Annotated in this window: 16 protein-coding genes; 3 read left to right on the top strand and 13 right to left on the bottom strand. The window is 61.2% G+C overall.

All coding sequences use genetic code 11. The annotated features are described in order from the left end of the window. Window positions 1-111 precede the first annotated feature (111 nt). From M0D67_RS34320 to M0D67_RS34275, 10 genes are all read right to left on the bottom strand, one after another. Complete coding sequence (locus M0D67_RS34320; protein ID WP_154564265.1) at window positions 112-687, bottom strand: helix-turn-helix domain-containing protein; 576 nt, start codon at window positions 685-687, stop codon at window positions 112-114. Between the two features lie 303 nt (window positions 688-990). Then, window positions 991-2196, bottom strand: a complete 1206-nt coding sequence (locus tag M0D67_RS34315) for a lipopolysaccharide assembly protein LapB (RefSeq protein WP_154564267.1) — start codon at window positions 2194-2196, stop codon at window positions 991-993. Window positions 2197-2205: 9 nt separating this feature from the next. Continuing rightward, window positions 2206-2637 carry a biopolymer transporter ExbD gene (locus M0D67_RS34310; RefSeq protein ID WP_115782443.1) on the bottom strand — a complete coding sequence of 144 codons (432 nt, stop codon included), beginning with the start codon at window positions 2635-2637 and terminating at the stop codon, window positions 2206-2208. A 156-nt stretch (window positions 2638-2793) separates the two neighbouring features. Continuing rightward, on the bottom strand, window positions 2794-3216 hold the full coding sequence (locus M0D67_RS34305) for a biopolymer transporter ExbD (protein WP_097391962.1): 423 nt from the start codon (window positions 3214-3216) through the stop codon (window positions 2794-2796). 12 nt (window positions 3217-3228) lie between these two features. Continuing rightward, complete coding sequence (locus tag M0D67_RS34300) at window positions 3229-4137, bottom strand: MotA/TolQ/ExbB proton channel family protein (RefSeq protein ID WP_154564269.1); 909 nt, start codon at window positions 4135-4137, stop codon at window positions 3229-3231. Window positions 4138-4214: 77 nt separating this feature from the next. Continuing rightward, complete coding sequence (locus M0D67_RS34295) at window positions 4215-4880, bottom strand: energy transducer TonB (protein ID WP_154564285.1); 666 nt, start codon at window positions 4878-4880, stop codon at window positions 4215-4217. A gap of 1019 nt (window positions 4881-5899) precedes the next feature. Beyond that, on the bottom strand, window positions 5900-11785 hold the full coding sequence (gene uvrA, locus M0D67_RS34290) for an excinuclease ABC subunit UvrA (RefSeq protein WP_154564271.1): 5886 nt from the start codon (window positions 11783-11785) through the stop codon (window positions 5900-5902). 279 nt (window positions 11786-12064) lie between these two features. Continuing rightward, on the bottom strand, window positions 12065-13576 hold the full coding sequence (locus tag M0D67_RS34285) for an aspartate/glutamate racemase family protein (RefSeq protein WP_154564273.1): 1512 nt from the start codon (window positions 13574-13576) through the stop codon (window positions 12065-12067). 1028 nt (window positions 13577-14604) lie between these two features. Then, window positions 14605-14910, bottom strand: coding sequence for a single-stranded DNA-binding protein (locus tag M0D67_RS34280; protein WP_154567610.1), 306 nt, complete (start codon window positions 14908-14910; stop codon window positions 14605-14607). A 150-nt stretch (window positions 14911-15060) separates the two neighbouring features. Beyond that, window positions 15061-15969 carry a LysR family transcriptional regulator gene (locus tag M0D67_RS34275; protein WP_154567611.1) on the bottom strand — a complete coding sequence of 303 codons (909 nt, stop codon included), beginning with the start codon at window positions 15967-15969 and terminating at the stop codon, window positions 15061-15063. Window positions 15970-16123: 154 nt separating this feature from the next. Between M0D67_RS34275 and M0D67_RS34270 the strand changes: the two genes are divergently transcribed. Both M0D67_RS34270 and M0D67_RS34265 read left to right on the top strand, forming a co-directional pair. Further along, complete coding sequence (locus M0D67_RS34270) at window positions 16124-16867, top strand: SDR family oxidoreductase (RefSeq protein WP_154567612.1); 744 nt, start codon at window positions 16124-16126, stop codon at window positions 16865-16867. An 87-nt stretch (window positions 16868-16954) separates the two neighbouring features. Next, window positions 16955-17767 (top strand): SDR family NAD(P)-dependent oxidoreductase, encoded by an 813-nt coding sequence (locus tag M0D67_RS34265; RefSeq protein ID WP_266241390.1) that lies wholly within the window; start codon window positions 16955-16957, stop codon window positions 17765-17767. Here the strand turns inward: M0D67_RS34265 and M0D67_RS34260 are convergent. The 3 genes from M0D67_RS34260 to M0D67_RS34250 form a co-directional block, all read right to left on the bottom strand. Beyond that, window positions 17764-18789, bottom strand: a complete 1026-nt coding sequence (locus tag M0D67_RS34260; RefSeq protein ID WP_154567614.1) for an aldo/keto reductase — start codon at window positions 18787-18789, stop codon at window positions 17764-17766. The genes M0D67_RS34265 and M0D67_RS34260 overlap by 4 nt on opposite strands. 39 nt (window positions 18790-18828) lie before the next feature. Next, a complete protein-coding gene (locus tag M0D67_RS34255; RefSeq protein ID WP_154567615.1) occupies window positions 18829-20559 on the bottom strand; it encodes a tetratricopeptide repeat protein in 1731 nt (576 codons plus the stop codon). A gap of 345 nt (window positions 20560-20904) precedes the next feature. After that, window positions 20905-21453, bottom strand: coding sequence for a DUF4142 domain-containing protein (locus tag M0D67_RS34250; protein WP_266241387.1), 549 nt, complete (start codon window positions 21451-21453; stop codon window positions 20905-20907). Between the two features lie 402 nt (window positions 21454-21855). Between M0D67_RS34250 and M0D67_RS34245 the strand changes: the two genes are divergently transcribed. Continuing rightward, window positions 21856-22833 carry a chemotaxis protein gene (locus M0D67_RS34245; RefSeq protein WP_154567617.1) on the top strand — a complete coding sequence of 326 codons (978 nt, stop codon included), beginning with the start codon at window positions 21856-21858 and terminating at the stop codon, window positions 22831-22833. Window positions 22834-22937 lie beyond the last annotated feature (104 nt).

Below are 22937 nucleotides of genomic sequence, written 5' to 3'. Positions count from 1 at the left end.
GCTCGGACTATAGGGCAATACACTCCCAACCGGACTCATTCCCGACTCACCATAAGTAATGCTTACAAATGCGACGTGACCGCTTTCGACGAAAGCATGAAGCAAAGGCACCTAAAACAATCTTGGTGTGCCCACCCACACAACCACCGCTTCTTCGCGAGCGGTATTGCACCAGGCGTGAGGCACGGTGGACTCGTAATGCGCGGTGTCACCCGCCTGCAATACGAACGTTGTACCTTCTAACGTGAGCGATATCTGGCCGCTCATCACGTACAAGAACTCTTCCCCTGCGTGCGTCGTGACTTCCGACGGGTTCTGCCCCACCGGCATCCTGACGAGAATCACTTCCAGCTTGCTGCCGACCGACAGGTTCGTCAGCCGTCCAAAAAGATTCGCGGTTCCGTCGAACCCGAAGTACTTCAATTCACTGCCTCTGCGCACCGACTTGTCTTCAGTTGGTGTGTCGACGAAGTACTGCACAGTGACGCCTAAAGCCCGCGCAATGCCCACTAGCGATGTGATCGACGGCGTTGCATGTCCTCGCTCGACCTGCGACAGAAAAGGTTTGGAAATTCCCGCAGTGGTTGCCACTTCATCCAGCGTGCGCTTGAGGCGTTGGCGAAGCGCGCGGATTTTGTTTCCTATAGAGACTGCAACGTGTGCCTTGTTATCGAGTGGCAAAACCATAGCAAGACAGAATCCCGTAGTCAAAATTAGTTTGATAAAACCAAACTATGTTTCGTTGAGTGCAACATCCTCCCTGGGACATGTACCGTATGTCTGGCCGGTTGCCGCGATGCATGGCTCGATCGCTGCGATCGCCGCGATACTTCCGACCTTGCTGCGAACTGGGCGATGGTTGCGCACGCAACCACCCCCTTCAACTAGCGCAGGTCTGCGTTCCAAACGGTGAGAATGTGCCGCCCGGTTCGACGCAGCGGTACCTCGGCAGCAGTTCGCAAAATCGGACATATCGGGAACAGGATGCCGTTACTTCGACGCCACCAGCACCCACAAACGGGCGAGGTCGGCCGAACCGTCGGCACCCTTCACTGCGCGGAAGGTTTGCACTGCACGCGCCTTATCGCCCGCCATGTAGTACGCCTCGCCCAGATGCAGTTGCGCCTGGTCCGGGTGATCGATTCCGCCCTTTGCGATCGCAGCGTCCATGGCGCTCAGGCCCTGCTTGGCTTGTCCCGCGAAGACCTGGTTGAAGCCGACGTTGACCGGCGCGACGGGGTTCGCGGGATCCGCTGGTGCTTGCGCCCGTTTCGCGGCGAGTGCCTGCAGCCGCTTCTCGCGATCGGCCTGCGCATCGTGGCCCAGAACGCCTGACGCAAAGCCTTGATCGATGACCTGCTTGCCTTCGGCCGTGGTGCCGGCCACGATTGCGAGTTGCGTCATTTCCATGTAATCGTCGGCGGTACTGAGCGAGCCAGTCGCACGGCGCAGACGGAAGGTGTCGATATCCAGCGCCGACGAATAGCCGGGCTTGCTGCGAATCGCGTTGAACAGATCGTCCCAGTAAGACTGCTTCGGATGATAGGCAACCAGCTTTTCGAGCGTGCTGCGGTACGTCGCATCATCTTTCACGCGTTGCGCGCACGTGCCGAGCAATTGCAGTTGCGACTCGTCGGGCGCGTGACCGGCGCGCACTTGCGCATCGACACCCGGCTTGAGCAGGCTCACCACATTGGCGCAATCGTTTGACAGGTAATAAGACTGCACGAGCAAAGTGCGCATGTCGGGATCGCTGCCGCCCGACTTCAGATAACGTTGCGCGACCTTCGCAGACTGTGCGTAGTTTTTCTGCTGGAAGTAGATGCCTGCAAGCGCCGCGGTGGTGCGCTGCTCGTCAGCACCGGTCAGGCGTCCTGAACCCAGCAAAGTTTCGTAGGCCTGGGCAGCCACACCGGATTCACCGGCTGCTGCTGCCGCGGCGCCGCGCATCTCCTGAATCATGTAGCTTTCATAGGGCGTTTTGCCCGGCACGGCGTCGGCCTGATCGATCTTCGTCAACGCGTCCTTGTACTTGTGCGCGCGATACAGATCCTGCGCGGCGTTCAGCGGCTTCGCCACGTCCGGCCGCAGCGTGTCCGCAGCATGAGACGTGACCGGCAGCACGACGAGCGCGGACAGCCCTCCGATAGCGGCCGCGATGACGGCGCGCTTGAAGCGATGATGGATCGTTAGCATTCCACTTCCCTATTGCATGTACTGCTCGTTGCCGATCAGGCCGATTTTCGTCGCGCCCAGTCGTTGCGCGGACGCCATCACCTCCGCGACATCCTTGTACGGCACCAGCTTGTTAGGCCGCAGATGAATTTCCGCCTGAACCGGTTCGGCCGCCACCTGTGCAAGCCTGGATTCCAGTGCCGCGCGGTTAGGCACCGGCTGGCCGTTCCAGGTCGTGGTGCCGTCGAAGTCGATATCGATCTGCACCACTTCAGGCTGCGTGATCGGCGGCGGCGGATTGCCGACCGGCAAGTTCATCTTGATGGCATGCGTCTGAATCGGAATCGTGATGATCAACATGATCAGCAACACCAGCATCACGTCGATCAGCGGCGTGGTGTTGATATCGACCATCACATCCGGTTCGGAACTGCCACCGCCCGAAGATACGTTCATTCCCATGATCACCTCCTGTCGACCGGACTAAGTGCTTCAGCTGTCGACCAGAGTTGGCGCTTTAGCTGTCGACCAGAGTTGGCGCTTTAGCGCTTACTCTGGTCCCATGCAAAGCGCTTACTCTGGTCCCATGCAAAGCTCTTACTCTGGTCCCATGCAAAGCTACCCCCCGCGCGCGGGCGGCTCAGTAATAAACGAAACCTTGGCAATACCGGCGCGCTCGCACGCAGTAATGACCCGGCCGATGAATTCATAACGCGCGCTCTGGTCGCCGCGAACGTGCACTTCCGGTTGCGGCGTCATGACCGACACGGTTTTCAGGCGTGTCAGCAGCGTAGGCCCATCCACCTGCTTCTCGTTCCAGAAGAAATCGCCGTCGTGGTTGACCGCAATGACGATACTTTTTGGTGTGGTCTGCAGCGGCTGGATCGTCTCCTTCGGCAGTTGCACCGGCACCGTATGCGTCACCACCGGAATCGTGATCAGAAAGATGATCAGCAGAACCAGCATCACATCGACAAGCGGCGTGGTGTTGATACTGGAGATGACCTCGTCGTTATCATCCTGCCCAACGCTCATAGCCATGACAGACTCCGCTTATTGGACCAGCGATGCTTCACGAGCCGAAGCGCGTGCCGAGCGCCGGCTGCCGGCGAGCAGGACGGTGTGCAGTTGTGCGCCGAACGCACGAACACGCTCCATCACCGACTTGTTGCGGCGAACCAGGAAGTTGTAGCCAAGCACAGCCGGCACGGCGACGGCGAGGCCGATCGCGGTCATGATCAGCGCCTCGCCCACCGGGCCCGCGACCTTGTCGATCGAAGCCTGGCCGGCGATACCGATTGCCGTCAGCGCGTGATAAATCCCCCACACCGTACCGAACAGACCGACGAACGGCGCGGTCGAGCCAACCGTGCCCAGGAAAGCCAGGCCGTCTTGCAGACGGTTCGACACGTTGGTGATCGCACGCTCGACCGATGTATCGATCCACGTGTTGCGGTCGACGGCCTCGAGCAGTGCTTCGTCATGATGCTCGCCTGCCTCGATGGCCGTTTCGGCGATGAAGCGGAACGGCGACGCTTCGTCGAGCAGCTTCGTGCCTTCAACCAGCGACGGCGCGGTCCAGAGTTGTTCGTCGGCGCTCTTCGCACGACGGTTCGCGCGGAACTGCTCGAGGAATTTGGTGATCATGATGTACCAGCTACCCATCGACATGAGCACCAGCAGAATCAGCACGAAGCGTGCAACGAAGTCACCGTTCTTCCAGAGCGCGCCGAGGCCGTACGGGTTGTTGACGGTTTCGGACGTAGCCGGCGCCGGTGGCGGCGTTGCTTCATCTGCGGCCGGGGCGGCCGTTTGCGGTGCGGCAGTGGTGGCAGTGGCAGCGGCCGACGCGCTCGCGTCGCTCGCTTGCGCGTGGGCCATTTGCGGTGCCACAAAGGTATCCACCGTGGTTACGGCGAACAACATGGTTGCCGCCAATGCGGCGAGAGTACGCTTCTTCATGCCTGCTCCAAGTTCATTAGTACAACTTCTAAACCAAGACTGATAAATCGCTACCGGTACCGAACAGCCCGTGGGTTTCAGTTCAGGTTAAACGAGAACGGAACTTGCACACGGACAGCCTGGCCTTGGGAAACGCACGTGAACTGCTTGACCGCGTTGAAGGCCGCACGATCCAGTGAGGAATCGTCCGCCGACTTGGCAACACGTTCATTCGTAATATGGCCCTGCGGGTCGACTACAAATTCAATCAGCACATCACCCGTCACGTTGTTCTCCTGCGCTTCCTTCGGGTAGCGAATCGACGAACGGATCTGATCCGAGTTCGGGCACACGACCCCTACTTCAGCGCTCACGGGCTTGCTCGGCGCAGGCGGCGCCGGCGGTGCGGGGGGCGCGACAGCGGGCGCCGATACGACCGGTGCGGCCTGGTGCGTGATGGTCGGCTGGGGCGGCGCTTGCACCTGCACTTCCGGCGGCGGCACGAACGGCGGCGGCGGCGGTGCGAACTTCGGCGGCGGCAATTGCACGGTAGGCAACGGCGGCGGCGGAGGCGGCTTCACCGGCTCGATGATCTTGGTTTCGATAGGATGCTGGATGACCTGCACGACCTTGGTGGCAAGGCCATTGATGAGTGCATAGATCAGCACGATGTGCAGGAGCAGAACAACTGCGATGCCGCCGAAGCGGCGTACTGGGTTTTGCTGCTTGCGCCCAAACTCACGCGGGCGTCCTGGCCTCTCCATACGGGCCGTTGCTGCCGGAAATTGCCCTTCGACTTTCGTACCCACCTTTACTCCTCCGGCGTGAACCGTCCATTTCTGTCACTGCAGTGCGCTTACATACGGCAAACAACGTTCACTTCAAACAATCACACACATCACCCATGTCCTTGATTTGCAGTCCAAACTTTATGCTGCAATGCCCAACCCTGGTGCAATGGCACGGGTACGGCTGTGAGACACCACGACGGCACTTCACACCAGGCGAACGCTCATCTAAGTAGAACTACTAATGGATAAAATTCGACCCGCCCATTTCGGTCTGGCATGAACATGCTGAAGACAATTTGATCGAAGCGCGCTGCGGCTCGTGAACTTTTTGCGCGTTTGTCACCATGCATTTCATGGGAGGCAACAATAGCAGGACAAAAAATACGGGGTCAAACTTTTTTTGATGGGAGCATACTAAGTTTAGAGAGAACACTCTAACTATTGCCCTATTCGCGTCGCTCTAAAAGAATAAGCGCGTGTCGAACAGATGCGAGCGCGCCTTTCGTGGCTCGCCAATTGGGATGCAGCCGCTATTGCGGGCTTCCATGGCACGCGATGAACTGCTAACGAGTCACTGGCGATACGTGGCGCAAAAGCCTACTGGGTGTGCGTTGCGCGAGGGTTGCGCGGCAACCTCGACGGATCCCGAACAAGTTACCCAACGTACGTTTCAAGCGCCGACCAGAGGTCTGCGTCAAGGGCGGGAAGATAGCAGAAGAAAAACACTGTTTCCAAATCTTTTTAGCGGTATTTACGACACTCTAAATATACATTTCAATCACGCCATTTATATAATTACAAATTCATTTCAATTAATTACATATAGCCGACGTTGACGATAATGCCCGACTCGGGCATGCCGGGCGTCTCGACAACACGCGTCCATGGAACGCCAGTGGCCGGTTGGCTTAAGCGTGACCCGCCACGTGCGGCTCTCCAGACCGGACGAACAAACCGGAGCGGCGCAAAGCCGACTGCGCCGCTCCGATGCCTCAACCGTTGGTTCCTTCGCTCGCGACAACTGCGGTGTCGTTCCGCGTACGCGCGAGCACGGGACGCAAGGCCGCACCGGTGTGACTCGCCGCAACACGGGACAATCCTTCGGGATCCGTAGCAGCGACAATCGTGCCACCACCCACACCACCTTCCGGACCGAGGTCAATGATCCAGTCCGCCTCGGCAATCACGTCGAGATCGTGTTCGATGACGACGACACTATGACCACCATCCGCGAGACGATGCAGCACGCGAATCAGCTTCGCGACGTCGGCCATATGCAAGCCGACAGTCGGTTCGTCCAGCACATACAGCGTGTGCGGCGGCTTCTGACCACGACGCGTGATGTCGTCACGCACCTTGCTTAGCTCGGTGACGAGCTTGATACGCTGCGCTTCGCCGCCCGACAAGGTAGGCGACGGCTGACCGAGCGTCAGATAGCCGAGCCCGACATCTTTCATCAATTGCAATGGATGCGCGATGTTCGAAATCGGCGCGAAGAACTCGACGGCTTCGTCGATTTCCATGGTCAGTACGTCACCGATATTCTTGCCCCGCCACGTAACCGCCAGCGTCTCTGGATTGAAGCGCTGCCCGTGACAAACGTCGCACGGCACCTTCACGTCGGGCAGGAAACTCATGCCGATGGTGCGCACGCCCTGCCCTTCGCAAGCGGGACAGCGTCCTTCGCCGGTGTTGAACGAGAAACGCGATGCTGTGTAGCCACGCGCGCGCGCTTCGAGCGTGCCGGCGAACAGCTTGCGGATCGCATCCCACACACCGATGTAGGTCGCCGGACACGAGCGCGGTGTTTTGCCGATCGGCGTCTGATCGACTTCGAGCACACGGTCGATGGTTTCCCAGCCGGTGATCGCATCGCACCCTTGCCAGGCATGTGTGACGTTCAGCGGCGCTCGCGGCGCCGTGCGCGCCAATACGCTTGAGCGCCGGTTCGCCGCCGGCTGGGTCTCGGCCGCCGCACGCGCGCGCCGCGTGGCCGGCGACGACAGCACCGAGCGCCCCACCGCATCCAGCAGATTGGCCATCAGCACGTCGCGCGCGAGCGTCGATTTGCCCGAACCGCTCACGCCCGTCACCGCCACCAGCCGTGAAAGCGGAATGCCGACGGTGACGTTCTGCAGGTTGTGCAGCTTGCCGCCATGCACCGTCAGCCAGTTCTCCGGCACCGCGGCGGCGCGCTTCGTCGGCGCGGCCACCTCGCGGCGCGGCTGCAGCGGATGCACGATCGGATTGGCGAGAAACTGCCCGGTCAGCGAATCGGGCTGCGCCGACAGATCGGCCACGCTGCCCTGCGCGACCAGCGTGCCGCCGCGCTTGCCCGCGCCCGGCCCGATATCGATGATGTGATCGGCACGCCGAATCGTGTCCTCGTCATGCTCGACCACCACCAACGTATTGCCCTTTTCGCCCAGCTTGCGCAAGGCATTGAGCAGAATCTGGTTGTCGCGCGGATGCAGGCCGATGGTCGGTTCGTCGAGCACGTAGCACACGCCCTGCAGGTTGCTGCCCAGTTGCGCGGCGAGCCGGATGCGCTGCGCTTCGCCGCCCGACAGGCTCGGTGCCGCGCGATCGAGGCTCAGATAACCGAGCCCGACTTCTTCCAGAAATTGCAGGCGGCTGCCGATTTCGCTAACCACGTCGCGCGCGATTTCCGCGTCCCGACCGCTCATCTCAAGCGAGTCGATCCACGCGCGCGTATCGGACACCGTCCATTGCGCGACGTCGACGATGGCCTGCTCGCCGAACGTGACTGCGCGTGCAGTTGGGTTCAGACGCGTGCCGGAGCAATCCGCACACGGCTCGTCGACGAGACCTTCCGGTTCCTGCTCCTCGGAAGGCAAGCTCTGCTCGCGGCCGCGGTTGTCGTCGACGATCACGGTGTCGTCGTACGCCGCGCGTTGTTCGCGCGTCAGTGCGAGGCCCGTGCCGACGCATGTCGTACACCAGCCATGCTTGCTGTTGTACGAGAACATGCGCGGGTCGAGTTCGGGATAACTCGTGCCGCATACCGGACAGGCGCGCTTGGTGGACAGTACCTTCACCGCGCCGAGTTTCGCCGTGGGACGGCCGCCGCTGATCGCGTCGTGCAAACCGTCGAGCGGCGCCAGCAGATGCATCACGCCCTTGCCGATTTCCAGCGTCTGATCGAGCGCCTGGCGCAGTTCCGCTTCCTTATCCGGCGATACGACGAGGTCGGTCACCGGCAACTCGATCGTGTGCTCGCGGAAACGATCGAGCTTCGGCCACGGGTCCACCGGCACGAACTCGCCGTCCACACGCAGATGCGTATTGCCGCGCGCTTTTGCCCACTTCGCGAGATCGGTATAGACGCCCTTGCGGTTCACGACCAGCGGCGCGAGGAAACCGACGTGCTGCCCTTTGTGATCGCGCAGCAATTGCGCCGCAATCGATTCGACGCTTTGCGACGTGACCGGCGTGCCGTCGTGGATGCAGTGCTGCAGACCGAGCTTCACATACAGCAGACGCAGGAAGTGCCACACTTCGGACGTGGTCGCCACGGTACTCTTGCGACCGCCGCGCGACAAACGCTGCTCGATCGCGACGGTGGGCGGAATGCCGTACACCGCGTCGACCTCGGGCCGACCGGCCGGCTGCACGATGGACCGTGCGTATGCGTTTAGCGATTCGAGGTAACGGCGCTGGCCTTCGTGGAACAGAATGTCGAAGGCCAGCGTGGACTTGCCCGAACCGGATACGCCGGTAATCACGTTGAATTTGCCGTGCGGAATATCCACATCCAGCGATTTCAGATTGTGCTCGCGCGCATTGACGATGCGCACCACGTCCTCGCCTTCGATCGCCCGCCGCGCACGCGCCGCGCTCAACGCCCTTTGCAACGGCACACCCTGCGATTCCGGTTCGGCCGCCGCGTTCATGGCGCGGTCGTATTGCAGCAATGCCTCGCCGGTATGCGATTCCGGACAAAGTTTGACGTCTTCCGGCGTGCCCGCGCACAGCACCCTGCCACCGCCGTCGCCGCCTTCGGGACCGAGGTCGATCAGCCAGTCGGCAGCACGGATCACGTCGAGATTGTGTTCAATCACGATCAGCGAATGCCCGCTCGCCAGCAGCTTGCCGAATGCCTGCATCAGTTTGGCGATATCGTCGAAATGCAGGCCGGTGGTCGGCTCATCGAACATGAACAGGCGTTTTGCGACCGGCTGCTTCGCGCTGCGCGCGGTGCGCGCCTGTGCCGATTCCGCGAGGAAGCCGGCGAGCTTGAGCCGCTGCGCTTCACCACCGGATAACGTGGGCACCGGCTGGCCAAGCTTCACGTATTCGAGACCCACGTCGACGATCGGCTGCAGCACACGCAATACTTCGGCATCCTTGGCGAAGTAGGCGGTGGCTTCGCTCACCGTCAACTCCAGTACGTCGGCAATGCTCAACGCACGCGCCGGTTCGCCGCGCTCGATTTTCACTTCGAGCAGCTCCGCGCGATAACGGCGCCCATCGCAATCTGGGCAGCGCAGATAGACGTCGCTCAGGAATTGCATTTCGATATGCTCGAAGCCCGAGCCGCCGCAGGTCGGGCAGCGCCCGTCGCCGGAGTTGAAGCTGAACATGCCGGGGCCGTAACCGCGTTGCTGCGCGAGCGGCGCCTTGGCGAAGAGCTTGCGGATTTCGTCGAAAGCACCGACATAGCTGGCCGGATTCGAGCGCGCGGTCTTGCCAATCGGCGACTGGTCGACAAATACCACGTCGGTGACCTGGTCGGCGCCGCTCAGGCTCCTGAATGAGCCGGGCGATTCGGTGGCGAGACCGAAATGCCGCGCCATGGCCGGATACAAGACGTCCTGCAGCAAGGTGGACTTGCCGGAACCCGACACACCCGTCACGCAGACGAGCCGCTGCAGCGGAATTTCGACCGTGACGTCGCGCAGATTATGTTCGGTTGCGCCTTCTAGCACGATGCGCGGCGTGCGGTCATCCACCGGACGTTGCGACCAGTGCGCCGCGTCCGCCACATGCCGGCGACCACCCAGGTACTCGCCGGTCAGCGTGCCAGACGAACGGATTGCCTCAGGCGCGCCGTCGTAAATAATCGAACCGCCCCGTTCGCCTGGCCCCGGACCCATGTCGATCAGCCGATCCGCCGCGAGCATCACCGAGGGATCGTGTTCGACCACCACCAGCGTATTGCCCGCATCGCGCAGCCGATGCATCGCCTCGACGATCCGGTTAAGATCGCGCGGATGCAGGCCGATGCTCGGCTCGTCGAGCACGAACAGCGTTTTGGTCAGCGACGTGCCGAGCGCCGTGGTCAGGTTGATCCGCTGCACCTCGCCGCCGGACAGCGTGCGGCTTTGCCGGTCGAGCGTCAGATACCCAAGGCCGACGTCGCACAGATATTTGAGGCGCGTGCGTACTTCGGCGAGCAACAGCTTGAGTGCGTCGTCGAGCAAGGCGCTAGGCAGGCTGATCTCGTCGAAGAAACGCCGGATGCGCTCGATCGGCATCAGCATCAGATCGTGCACGGTCAGACCCGGCAAGGCTTCGAGTTGTGCACGCTTCCACTCGACGCCACGCGGCATGAAGCGCTTTTCGGCCGCCAGCACCTCGTCCGCATTCTGCTTGCTGCCGAGGCGCCACAACAGCGATTCCGTTTTCAGACGCGCGCCGCCACAGGTCTCGCACGGCGTATAGCTGCGGTACTTCGACAGCAATACGCGGATGTGCATCTTGTACGCTTTCGATTCGAGATACTCAAAGAAGCGTTTGACGCCGTACCAATGGCTTTGCCACTTGCCGTTCCAGTCCGGCGAGCCGTTGATGACCCAGTCGCGCTCGGCGTCCGTCAACTCGCCCCAAGGCGTGCCGCGGCGGATATCGGCTTTCGCCGCGTAGCGCATCAGGTCGTCCTGGCACTCTTTCCAGGCCGGCGTTTGCATCGGCTTGATCGCGCCGTCGCGCAGCGTCTTGCGCGCGTCGGGAATCACCAGGCCGAGGTCGACGCCGATCACGCGGCCGAAACCGCGGCAGACTTCGCACGCGCCGTACGCCGAGTTGAACGAGAACAGCGCCGGCTGCGGATCCGCGTAACGAAGGTCGCTCTCGGGGCTGTGCAGCCCGGTAGAGAAGCGCCAGATTTGCGGCTCGGCTTCTTTGGCTTCCAGTGCCTCTGGCGCAGCCGGCAGCACGTAAATATTGACGCGGCCGCCGCCGCGCTTGAGCGATGCCTCGATCGCTTCGACCACCCGTTGCTTGTCGACCGAGCTCAAACGGAAGCGGTCAGCCACCACGTCGAGCAGCTTGCGCCTGCCGGTGGGTGAGTCGACTTCGCGCTGCGCCTGCACACGCGTATAACCGCTCGCGGAGAGCCATTGCTCCACTTCCTGCTCGGACGCTGTCTCCGGCAACTCGACCGGGAACGTGACGACCAGCCGCGGATCATGCTCCGCGGTGCGCTCGAGCAGTTCGGCGTAGATCGTTTCGGGCGTGTCGTGGCGCACCTGCTGCGCGGTCTTGCGATCGAACAGTTCGGCCGCGCGCGCGTACAGCAGCTTCAGGTGATCGTTGAGTTCCGTCATGGTGCCGACGGTGGAGCGCGAACTGCGCACCGGGTTGGTCTGGTCGATCGCGATGGCGGGCGGTACGCCGTCGACCCGGTCGACTTGCGGCCGGTCCATGCGATCGAGAAACTGCCGGGCGTAGGCGCTGAAGGTTTCGACGTAGCGCCGCTGCCCTTCCGCGTACAACGTGTCGAACACGAGGCTCGATTTGCCGGAGCCGGACGGCCCGGTGACGACTGTCATTTCGCCGGTTCGTACATCGAGATCGACGTTCTTCAGGTTGTGCTGGCGCGCGCCGCGAATGCGGATAATTCCGTTAGATGCCAATTTTTCCGACCGTCTGAATGAGTGGACCACCTCTCACGGACGCCTCGCGACCGCGCAAGTTCGGGATACCAGGCTGGCGGAATGACACGCCAAAGGCCGGGTTGCAGGGGGATACTATACTGTATATTTATACAGTTTTCCATGACACGGCACGACTGCGCGTTCGCAGCGCCTCGGGCCAGGGATGGCGGCGGCGGGAGGGAAATACAAGGTTTTCCGGCGCAGCGCGGCGCGGCACGGGGCCGCGCGCAAGCCGGAACCAGCCGGGTCTGCCCGACCCTAGCCGAAGACGCTTTCCACGTTAAACCGGCCCATCACCGGCTCCACCGGTTCCGAAGCGGCCTGCACCACTCCGCTTCCGCCCAGCGCGTAAGCCACGCAGCGTTTTGCCAGCACCTCGGTCGGATCGACAAGCTGCACCACCAACCCGTCCGGCCGCTTCAGCGTCGAACCGCGCAGCAGCAGCGGCAACTCGGTGCAGCCCAGCACGATGACCTGCACGCCTTGCGCGACCAGATCATCCACCGCAGCGGCGAGGTCGTCACAGCACTCGCCCGACGTGTAGCCCGCCTTGGCGCCACTCGGCCCATAAATCGCGTTCATGAGCCGGGCCTGCGCGGTCGCGGCTGGCGCGATCTGCACGAAGCCGCATGCTTCGAGCGCCTTCTCGTAGACCCGGCTCGCCAGCGTGCCCGAGGTGGCCAGCACACCGACTTCGCGCAGGCTCGGGAAAGCCTCGCGCAGATAATCGGCGGTACAGGTCAGCATATTGACGATCGGAATGGTCAATGCCGGCTGAATCCGATCGACGAACGCATGCGCCGTATTGCACGGAATCGCGATGAGATCGGCGCCGCCCTCTTCGAGCGTCTTGCATGCGGCATAGAGCGCGAGCGTCGGATCGTCGCCGTTGCCGAGCAGCGCTTCAGTGCGATCCGGAATCTGCGGATTCTGCTCGACCATTACCTTGATGTGGTCCTGATCGCGGGCAGCGGGCGTGTTGCTCACCAGTTTCGCCATGAAATCGACAGTCGCCGCCGGGCCGACGCCGCCCAGCACGCCCACCTTGAAACGCCGCTCCGGCTGCGCATATTGCGCCGCTGCGACGTAGCGCGCGTAGACGAGATTGGTATCGACGAACGGCACTTCCAGCGTGCCGAGTGCGCGCGCCACCAGGGGGATTTCGGCGAGTCCGGGTACGATGATCTCCGCGCCTTGCGCAATGAGGTCCGCGCAAGCGGCGCGCAACAACTCGACTGGCCGGCCGTACAGATGCCCGCATTTGATGCCCTGGTCGCCGTACACGGCGCTCGTTACGCAATCGACGCCCGCTTCGTCACGTGGATGCAGCACGTCGAACCGCGCATTGTCGAAATAGCGTTCGAAAAGGCCGTGGCGGCGGATCGTGCCGGAAGTCAGCACGCCGATACGGCGGACCGATGGGAAAGCCTGTCGCACGTGCGCTGAGAGCGCAGCCATGATGTTGGCGATCGGCGGCGCCACGTTCGCCGAGAGTTCGTCGATGAAGGTGTGGCTGAGGAAGCACGGCAGGACGATCGCGTCGACACCGCGTTTCTCGAAGGCGCGAATCGTGTCGAACACGTGGATCTTGAATGGCGCGCTCGCGGCGCCTGGCGTCGCCGGTCCTTGCCACGAATGCTGCTCGAGGACGAAGTCGAACGGCTTGGCCGCGCCGGGCCGGCGCCAGGCCGCGGTCATCCTGCTCAACACGTCGACGCTTGCGAGCGGCGACGCGCCCGTCACCACACCCAGCGAACGATGACGATACATGATGGCTTTCCCCTGTCGTTTTTTCAGTTCGCCTTGATATTAGGATGCTTTCGGGGATTCAGGATGTTGTTAATCGCGAAATAGCGGGTTTATGCCTGGCTGAGTGCTTACTGAAGGTTTTCCTGGGGTGACGCGTGTCCGCGTTTTGTAATGGGCTGATTGGTGTTGCTCTTGTTCGGGGCATATGGAACTCAGTTGCCTGCGCGGCGCTTGTTGTCAGTGTTCTTAGGGCTTTGGCCTTTCCTTGTATTGTTAGTGGTCTATTAGCGTTGCCCCTGTGCGGGGCAGCACCTACTTCTCTTTGCCGGCTGCAAAGAGAAGTAGGCAAGAGAAAGCAGCTCAAACCGCTAATGCTAAGTGGGGCCCGTGGTCTGCTGCGGGTAGTGGTGCATCTGGAATCCGTGCTCTCCCACGTTCCGCGTTAGTGACAAAGGACTCATCAGCTCCCACTCCGCACTACGTGCGTCGCGGACGGGTCTGCATGGGAAACCAGCGGCTTCGGTTGGCGCAGCGGGGTCCATCGGCTTCGTCTCGGCGAAGCGATGAATGCGAGATTACCGCCGGATATTCGAAGTATTGTTTCTCGACCTCCGACTTATCGCTAGGTCGAACGAGCACGAGTTCGAATTTCGCACTTCGAATAAAACACTGAAGTGCCGAGAGCAATCGAGGCGATACACGCCGAGCCACCACGCCGAATGAGGCGGGAGCGCGAAAACGTAACGGGTGGTTTTAAGAAGTACTCTTCGGCGCGCGCAGCGCCGCCGGAAGTATGACACCCTTGTCACTGGCGCCTGCAGGTGCACGAACCCAGATTCCAGATGCACCACTACCCGTAGCAGACCACGGTGCCCGCTTAGCAGTAGCGGTTTGAGCTGCTTTCTCTTGCCTACTTCTCTTTGCAGCCGGCAAAGAGAAGTAGGTGCCGCCCCGCACAGGGGCAACGCTAATAGACCACTAACAATGCAAGGAAAGGCCAACACCCCAAGAACACAGACAAAAAGCGCCGCGAAGGCAACAAAAAACCATTACCCTTCCCGCAAATACCCCACAAGCACCTTATGCGCAACCATATCCACAGCAGGCTTAATCAACCCATTCTTGTCAGTCCAAACCTTCGGCGTCAACGCGCCACTCAACGCGACACTATCTGCGTCAGACAGAGCAAGCAACGCCGTCTGCACATCATCATCAAACGCAATCACGTTGACGAAAATCGTATCGCCGTCATTGGTGGTCGCCCGGACCTTGCAGGTCACAAAGCGCTTACCATTCTGCCCCGTGCGGATCTGCGCCTCGCCGTATAAGCGCCCGCCCACCAGTCCATCGATCATCGTCCTGCTCCTGTTTTTCCGTACCGTGCAAAAAGCAATATCGCCCAGCACAGCCCGTATGATCCCACGATACGCAGCGCGGCTTACGCAAAAGCACGGACTGCTCGGACCATATGCCAATCGCCGCGCGCACGCGCTGAACTCACACGTTTACGGTGCACCCGTCTGCGCCCCCGCCGCCTCGAAAATATCGCGCAACCATTGCGCAAACACCCGCACCCGCGACGACAACTGGCGATTCTGCGGATACAGCACCGAAACCGGCATCGGCGGCGGCGGAAAGTCCGCGAGAATGATCTTCAGCCGACCCGACGCCAGTTCACTCGCCACACGGTATTGCGGCACTTGCACGATGCCGAGCCCGGCCACCGCCGAGCCTGTGTAGAGATCGGCGCCGGTCACCGATACCGTCGACGGCAGGTACGTGGCGGTATCCCGGCCGTCGATTCTGAATTCGAGCGGCACCGGCTTGCCGGTCGCGCTGGACAGATAATTGACCGCCCGATGCGTAGACAAAGCCGCCGGATCGGCCGGCTCGCCATACGCCTCCAGATAAGTCGGGCTCGCCACTGTCACTTGCGGTAACTGCGCCACGCGCCGCCCCACCATCGACGAATCCTGCAGATTGCCCGCCCGCAACACGCAATCGATCCCCTCCCGCACCAGATCGACCAGCCGGTCGTCCTCGCCGATCGTCAACTCAATGTCGGGAAACCGCGCGAGAAACGCCGGCAGCGCCGGCACGACGAAGTGCCGGGCCAAGGTGCCCTGCAGATTCACGCGCAATAGGCCCTTCGGCGCGATGTTGGAAAACGAGCCCTCCGCCTCCTCCATATCGGCAATCAGCCGCACGCAGCGCCGGTAGTACGCCTCGCCGTCATGCGTGAGGCGGACCGAGCGCGTGGTGCGTTCGAGAAGCCGCGCGCCGAGCCGCTGCTCCATGCGCTTCATCAGGTTGGTGACGGTGGCGCGCGGAATCTGCAGATCGTCCGACGCGCGCGTAAAGCTTTGCCGCTCGGCGATCCGGATGAACACCCGCATTTCCTCGAAACGATCCATGGTTGATGCCTTTGTGCCGGGCCGGCGATCCGGCCGCTCATCGGTCAATTATTGAAGTAAATGGAATGATTATCGCAATTTTAACCCGATTATCTCTGTTACGAAAGCGACCATGATTCGTTTCACCAACTCACCACACAGAAGGAACCGAATCATGAACACGATCAAGAACGCCCAAGTCGCCATCGTTACCGGCGCATCCCGTGGCATCGGCGCAGCGGTTGCACAACGCCTCGCCAAGGACGGCTTTGCGGTTGCCGTCAACTATGCATCGAGCTCGTCGGAAGCCGATGCGCTGGTCGCGGAACTCACGGCGGCAGGCACCAAGGCCATCGCAGTGAAGGCCGATGTGTCGAACGCCGACGACGTGCGTCGCATGTTCGAAACCACCGAACAGCAACTCGGCAAAGTGGACGTGCTGGTCAACAACGCCGGCGTGCTGAAGACAGTGCCGCTCGCCGACACCAGCGACGCGCTGTACGACCAGACCTTCGACATCAACGTGCGCGGCACCTTCAACACGCTGCGCGAAGCGGCAGCACGGATGAACAACGGCGGACGCATCGTCAACTTCTCGAGCACGACACTGGCGCTGAACATGCCGGGCTACGCGATCTACAACGGCACCAAGGCCGCCGTCGAAGCCTTCACGCATGTGTTCGCCAAGGAACTGCGCGGCCGCAACATCACCGTCAACGCGGTGGCGCCAGGCCCGATCGCGACCTCGCTGTTCCTCGACGGCAAGACCGAAGAACAGATCCAGACCTTCGCGAAGATGCCGCCGCTGCAACGCCTCGGCCAGCCGGACGACATCGCCTCGGTCGTGTCCTTCCTCGCCGGTCCGGATGCAGGCTGGGTCAATGGCCAGATCCTGCGCGCCAACGGCGGCGTGGCCTAACCCACTTAATCCAGCTTGAAAACACGTAAAGCGCCTCTCTGACAGCACCTTTACGTCGCATCACTTTCATCGAATCGGAGAAGAAAAATGCAGAAGAACGTCATTCTGGTGACGGGCGCGGGTACGGGCATCGGCAAGCTCACCGCACAATCCTTGGCCGAAGCCGGCCATATCGTCTACGCGACGATGCGCGATGTCGAAGGACGTAACAAGCCGCGCGCCGACGAAATGCGGGCGCTCGCCCAAGCGAAGGACATCCAGTTGCATCCGCTCGAACTCGACGTGTTGTCGCAAGAATCCGCCGATGCCGCCGCCGCGACGATCGTCCGAGAGCAAGGACGGCTCGACGTGGTGATGCAGAACGCGGGACATCTGGTGGTCGGCCCGAGCGAAGCGTTCACACCCGAAGAAATGGTGAAGGTGTTCGACACCAACCTGTTCGGCGCGCAGCGCGTGAACCGTGCGGTGCTGCCGTATCTGCGCCAGCAGGAAGCGGGCTTGATGTTGTGGATCAGCAGCACGACGACCAAGGGCGGTTTTCCTCCCTTCCTCGGCCCTTACGGTGCGGCCAAGGCGGCGATGGATTCTTTGGCCGTCACCCTCGCCGACGAAATCGCGCGCTTCGGTATCGAAACCTCGATCGTGGTGCCGGGCGCGTTCACTCGCGGCACCGCCCACTTCCCTAGCGCCGGCAAACCAGCCGATACCGAACGCCCCGCTGAGTATGCACGTTATGACGGCGTGATGGATCAGATCGGCGAGCGACGCTTGCGATGCGCGACAACAACCTCAGTCGCCGCTATTACAGCGAACTGTTCGCCGCTCCGGCAGAACTCATTAAATAGCCGTCGAGCCGGAGCGCGTGGTTACGCCGTGACAAAGCCACAGAAGCGTGCTTAAACCGCCTTCGGATTACGCTCCGTAAATCCTTCCTGATGCCAGTACGGATACGCGGGACGTACAGCGCTGGCAGCGTCGAGTTTCGCCACCTGTTCGGGCGTCAAATTCCAACCCACTGCGCCCAGGTTCTGCCGCAACTGCTCTTCGTTGCGCGCGCCGATCAGCACCGTCGATACAGTAGGCCGCTGCAGCAGCCAGTTCAGCGCGATTTGCGGCACGGTCTTGCCGGTTTCGGCCGCAACCTCGTCGATTGCATCGAGCACGCGGAACAGGTACTCGTCCGGCACCGGCGGCCCCATGTCAGAGGTTTTGTGCAGACGGCTCGTTTCCGGCAACGGCTGACCGCGCTTGATCTTGCCGGTGAGACGTCCCCAACCGAGCGGACTCCACACCACCGCACCCACGCCTTGATCGACGCCGAGCGGCATCAGCTCCCATTCGTAATCGCGACCGATCAGCGAGTAGTAAGTCTGATTCGCGACATAGCGCGGATAGCCGTAACGATCCGCGGTGTCCTGCGATTTCATCAGATGCCAGCCGGAAAAATTCGACACGCCTGTGTAGCGGATCTTGCCGGCGCGCACGAGATCGTCGAGCGTCGACATGACTTCGGCGATAGGCGTCTTCGCGTCGAAACCGTGCAACTGGAACAGATCGATGTAATCGGTTTGCAGACGTTTGAGCGCTGCGTCCACCGCCTGAATCAGATGAAAGCGCGATGAGCCGACATTGTTCGGACCGTCGTCGAAACGGAAAGTCGCTTTGGTCGAAATGATCGCTTTGTCGCGCTTGCCCTTGAGCGCTTCGCCGAGCACCGACTCGGAAGCGCCGCTCGAATAGATGTCGGCACTGTCGAACATCGTGATGCCCGCATCGAAACAGATGTCGAGCAAGCGACGCGCTTCGGCGACGTCGGTGGCGCCCCACGCCTGGAAAAATTCGCCCTTGCCGCCGAATGTGCCCGTGCCGAAACTCAGTACCGGCACCTTGAAACCAGATGCACCCAGATGTCTGTATTCCATTGATGATTCTCCGTGACCTAGCCGTCGATAAACGGACGTTCAGTCTACGCGCGTCTCGGCAAACGTGCCGCCGAACCCGGCCAACGCGTCACGCGCGCTTCGAATCACGCTGTCCCAATCGCCCAATGCCGGCTGCCGGAACAATCTCGCTTGCGCATACCACGGTGTATCGGTGCGCTCCAGCATCCAGCGCCAGCAGGTGTCGAAGCGGTTCAGAATCCATACCGGTTTGTCCAGCGCACCGGCCAGATGCGCGGTTGAGGTGTCCACCGATATCACCAGGTCGAGGTTCGCCACCAGCGCGGCCGTGTCAGCGAAGTCCTCGAGCTCTTCAGTGTAGTCAATGACGTTAGGGTGTGAATCGTTGCGCGGCAACTGAAGCGCAGACGGTCCCTTTTGCAGACTGAAGAACTGCACGTTCGGCACATCAAGAATCGGTGCGAGCCGCTCGAACGTAATCGAACGGCGCGCGTCGTTCTTGCGGAGTTCGGCGACATGCGGCCGGTTTCCGCCAGCCCACACGAGTCCGACTTTCAGGCGCCCTTCTGCTTGTGCAGCGATACGTTCGTGCCATTCACGCGTTGCTTGCGGGTCGGCGAACAGATAAGGCGTCTTTGACGGAATGCTCGCGAGATCGGTCCTGAACGCGAGCGGCAGACTCAGCAATGGGCAGTGACAATCGAACGGCGGTAGTGCCTCGCCCGCGTCGATCAATTGATCCACTCCGTCGAGCGTGGACATTAGCCGTATCAACTCACCCGGCACTTCCAGCACGACTTTCGCGCCGAGCTTCGACACCATCCCGGCATACCGGCAAAACTGCAGCGTGTCGCCGAGACCCTGCTCGGCGTGAAGCAGAATCGTTTTACCGTCGATCGAAAAATCGCCCATCCAAAGCGGTTGCGCAAAGGTGCGCCTGCCTGCTTTGATCCGGCTACGCTCCCAGCGCCATTCGTATTCCTTCCATCCCGCTTCTAGCTGCCCCAGTTGCAGCAGACACAACGACTGGTTCCAATGCGTCTCGGCAGCGACGGGATTGACGGCCAGTGCGCGTTCGTAGCTCTGCAACGCTTGCGCGTGCTCACCGAGATCGACCTGGGTCAGTCCAAGGTTGTTCCATGCATCGGCAAATGCAGGTGCAAGTTCGAGCGCGCGCTGATAGCTTTGCCGCGCCTCGTCCGCCTGATTCAGATCGCTGAGCGCATTACCGCGATTGCTCCACGCGTCGGGGTAGGTCGGCTGCAATGCGAGCGCGTGATCGCAGCTTGCGAGAGCATCGGCGGGACGGCCCAGATCGCGCAGCACACAGGCGCGATTGTTCCAGGCTTGCGCGAAATCCGGCATCAAGGCAATTGCGCGGTCAAAGCTGCTGAGCGCTTCGAGCGGCAAGTTCAGGCCGGCTTGCGCGTTGCCGCGATTGTTCAGTGCGTCCGGGAATTTCGATTGCAATGCGATCGCGCGATTGGCGCTCACGAGTGCTTCGTCGAAACGTTGCAAGGCATTGAGCGCATAGGCGAGATTCGAATGGACGGGCGCCTGTTTGGCATTGATGGCGAGCGCCTTGCTGAGGAACTCGATGCCCTCCTCGACACGACCCGCCTGCAGCGCGAGCGAGCCCAACAATTGCAGCGCCTCGAAATGGCGTGGCTTCAGTTCGAGAATCTCACGGTAGAGTTCTTCGGCCTCGGCGAATGCGCCGTTCTGCTGAAGCGCGACGGCTTGGCGAAGCATATGGTCCAACTGTTGCGGGAGATTGGCAGGCTTGCTCATGAGGTGAGCTTTGATGGAATGCGTGTGGAATCGGGAAACCGCTTGCAAGCTTCCTGAGTCGCGGCGGAAGCCACGCGGGTCAGGCCTGAAAGAACGAAGCCGATTATCGCCGAAAAGAACGCGTTTGGACTGCTGTGTGCAAGCGGCCTTGGATGCGCGCGAGCGAGAGGGAGGGCTGCTGGTTTTGGAGGCTATTTTGGAGGCGGTTTTTCAGGCGTCTTTTTTAGACGTGTTTTTAAGCGTCCTTTTGAGGCGTTTTTCTATGCCGCCTGGTGGCGCGCGTCACGCCGCAACGTGACGCGCGCCTTGATGCGTGGACTGTGCCGGGTGTGTCTAGTGTCCGGCTTACTGCGCAGTCAGATGCTTACGCTTGGCGAGTTCCTGAGCCATCGCGTAGTGCTCCTGGATGGTCGGCAGCGCCTTTTTCGCTGCGTCCTTCAATTGTTCGTCGCGGCCCGAAGCGATTTCCGCCTGGAAGGCCGACAGCGCTTTCTGTTCGCCGGCGAGTGCGACCTGCTCGATGTAGGTCTTGTCGAAGTCGGCGCCGCGCAGGTTATTGATGCTCGCGAGCACCGCCGGGTCCGGATCGTTCTTCGGCACGTCGACGCCACGCGGGCTGGCGGCGCGCAGCGCGTCGGAGATTTTCGCGTTGTCGTTCGACACGCGTTCTGCGAATGCCTTCACATCCCGGTCGGTGGAGCGCGAAGTGGCGATGCGTGCGGCATCGCGTTGCGTGGAGACAGCCTTGGTGGCGTCGGTGATGAAGGCCTGGTCGGCGGCATGAATGCGAACGGCATCCGGCGCGGCCGCGGTTTGAGCACTGGCCGCTGTAGCGACGACCATAAGGCTGGCCATGCAGGCACTGGTGATGGCGGCGAGAGGCAAGCGGATCATACGTTCTCCTTGGAGTGGAAGCGAAACGACGGCGATGCGAGTGCGCCTTGGCCATTGCGCGCGATTGCATTGATACCTTGCAAGTCGCTTGCGACTGGCTAACGGCGCCGCGCTCTTATCGTTGTGCATTCTAGGAGGCGCATCACCCAGCATGTGAAACCATGCTGTCGCTTCTGTAACGTTAGGTAACCTTCATACGAATTTCCTGCTTTTGCTGTAGAGCCGCCGGCCTCTTCCTGCCCTGAATAGCGGCGGGGGTTAACCAGAAAGCATCGGCAAACCGCCTGAATTCACTGAACTTTCCTGCTGCTGCGCCGATAACAGAAAGGTAGGGCACGCGCCGGGGCCGAACGAACGGTATGCATGGCGCACCACTCGCACCGCAATCCCTGGAGAGATTCGATGGCAGTAGATCACCGCGCGAACGACGAACGCAGCAATCTGACGAGTTCCAATAAATTCGAGTTGTTGCTGTATCGGCTGGGTTCGGTTCCCGGCAGCGACGCGCATGAGCTCTACGGCATCAACGTCTTCAAGGTGCGTGAAATCTCGACGATGCCGCCGGTGACGCCGATTGCGGGTTCTTCGCCGTTCGTGATGGGCGCGGTGGACATTCGCGGCCAGATTATTCCCGTGATCGACTTGCCGCGCCTGATGGGCTGCGAGCCGACGCGCGGCTTGAACATTTTGCTGGTGACGGAATTCGCGCGTTCGACGCAGGCTTTTGCAGTCGAGGAAGTGGACGACATCGTGCGGCTTGAGTGGAACCAGGTGCTTTCCGCTGAAGGCGCGGCCGGTGGCAATCTGGTGACGAGCATTGCACGTATCGACGGCAACACGGGCGATTCGCGGCTCGCGCAGGTAATCGACGTAGAGCAGGTGTTGCGCGACGTGTTTCCGTCACAGCATCCGAGCGTCGACCCGACCTCTGTGGGTGAGGCGCTTGGCATCCGCCCCGGCGCGAAGATTCTCGCCGCTGACGATTCCGGTTTTGCGCGCAAGCTGATCGAGCAGGCGTTGAGCGCGATCGGCGCGGACTACGTGATGACCAAGACTGGCGAGGAGGCATGGAATACGTTGCAGCAGGTCGCGCGTGAAGCGCAGGCTAATGGTACGCGGGTGAAGGACAGTATCGCGCTGGTGTTGACCGATCTCGAGATGCCGGAGATGGACGGGTTCATGTTGACCCGTCAGATCAAGGCTGATGAGCGGACTCGGGATATTCCGGTGATTATTCATTCTTCTTTGACCGGTGCGGCGAATGAGGCGCATGTGAAGAATGCTGGGGCGAATGGGTATGTGGCTAAGTTTGCAGCCGCTGAGCTGGCTAATGCTATTCGTAATGCGCTAGGGGCGCCTGCGGCGGAGGGGGTTGTTTGAAGGTTTTCGGGTTTTTTGCCTTTTGCGGCGCTTGTTGTCAGTGTTCTTAGGGCTTTGGCCTTTCCTTGAATTGCTAGTGGTCTATTAGCGTTGCCCCTGTGCGG

The organism is Paraburkholderia sp. SECH4 (assembly GCF_030511745.1).
GTDB classification, from domain to species: domain Bacteria; phylum Pseudomonadota; class Gammaproteobacteria; order Burkholderiales; family Burkholderiaceae; genus Paraburkholderia; species Paraburkholderia madseniana.
The sequence above is the reverse complement of the archived record's forward strand: the minus strand, read 5'-3'. Positions and strand labels throughout refer to the sequence as shown.

Bases quoted from the DNA above. Each gene is read 5' to 3' on its own strand.
- M0D67_RS34265 (WP_266241390.1), top strand. From the start codon at position 16,955: ATGCAGAAGAACGTCATTCTGGTGACGGGCGCGGGTACGGGCATCGGC.
- M0D67_RS34285 (WP_154564273.1), bottom strand. From the start codon at position 13,576: ATGTATCGTCATCGTTCGCTGGGTGTGGTGACGGGCGCGTCGCCGCTC.
- M0D67_RS34305 (WP_097391962.1), bottom strand. From the start codon at position 3,216: ATGGCTATGAGCGTTGGGCAGGATGATAACGACGAGGTCATCTCCAGT.
- M0D67_RS34275 (WP_154567611.1), bottom strand. From the start codon at position 15,969: ATGGATCGTTTCGAGGAAATGCGGGTGTTCATCCGGATCGCCGAGCGG.
- M0D67_RS34255 (WP_154567615.1), bottom strand. From the start codon at position 20,559: ATGAGCAAGCCTGCCAATCTCCCGCAACAGTTGGACCATATGCTTCGC.
- M0D67_RS34245 (WP_154567617.1), top strand. From the start codon at position 21,856: ATGGCAGTAGATCACCGCGCGAACGACGAACGCAGCAATCTGACGAGT.
- M0D67_RS34270 (WP_154567612.1), top strand. From the start codon at position 16,124: ATGAACACGATCAAGAACGCCCAAGTCGCCATCGTTACCGGCGCATCC.
- M0D67_RS34260 (WP_154567614.1), bottom strand. From the start codon at position 18,789: ATGGAATACAGACATCTGGGTGCATCTGGTTTCAAGGTGCCGGTACTG.
- M0D67_RS34310 (WP_115782443.1), bottom strand. From the start codon at position 2,637: ATGGGAATGAACGTATCTTCGGGCGGTGGCAGTTCCGAACCGGATGTG.
- M0D67_RS34295 (WP_154564285.1), bottom strand. From the start codon at position 4,880: ATGGAGAGGCCAGGACGCCCGCGTGAGTTTGGGCGCAAGCAGCAAAAC.
- M0D67_RS34250 (WP_266241387.1), bottom strand. From the start codon at position 21,453: ATGATCCGCTTGCCTCTCGCCGCCATCACCAGTGCCTGCATGGCCAGC.
- M0D67_RS34315 (WP_154564267.1), bottom strand. From the start codon at position 2,196: ATGCTAACGATCCATCATCGCTTCAAGCGCGCCGTCATCGCGGCCGCT.
- M0D67_RS34320 (WP_154564265.1), bottom strand. From the start codon at position 687: ATGGTTTTGCCACTCGATAACAAGGCACACGTTGCAGTCTCTATAGGA.
- M0D67_RS34300 (WP_154564269.1), bottom strand. From the start codon at position 4,137: ATGAAGAAGCGTACTCTCGCCGCATTGGCGGCAACCATGTTGTTCGCC.
- M0D67_RS34280 (WP_154567610.1), bottom strand. From the start codon at position 14,910: ATGATCGATGGACTGGTGGGCGGGCGCTTATACGGCGAGGCGCAGATC.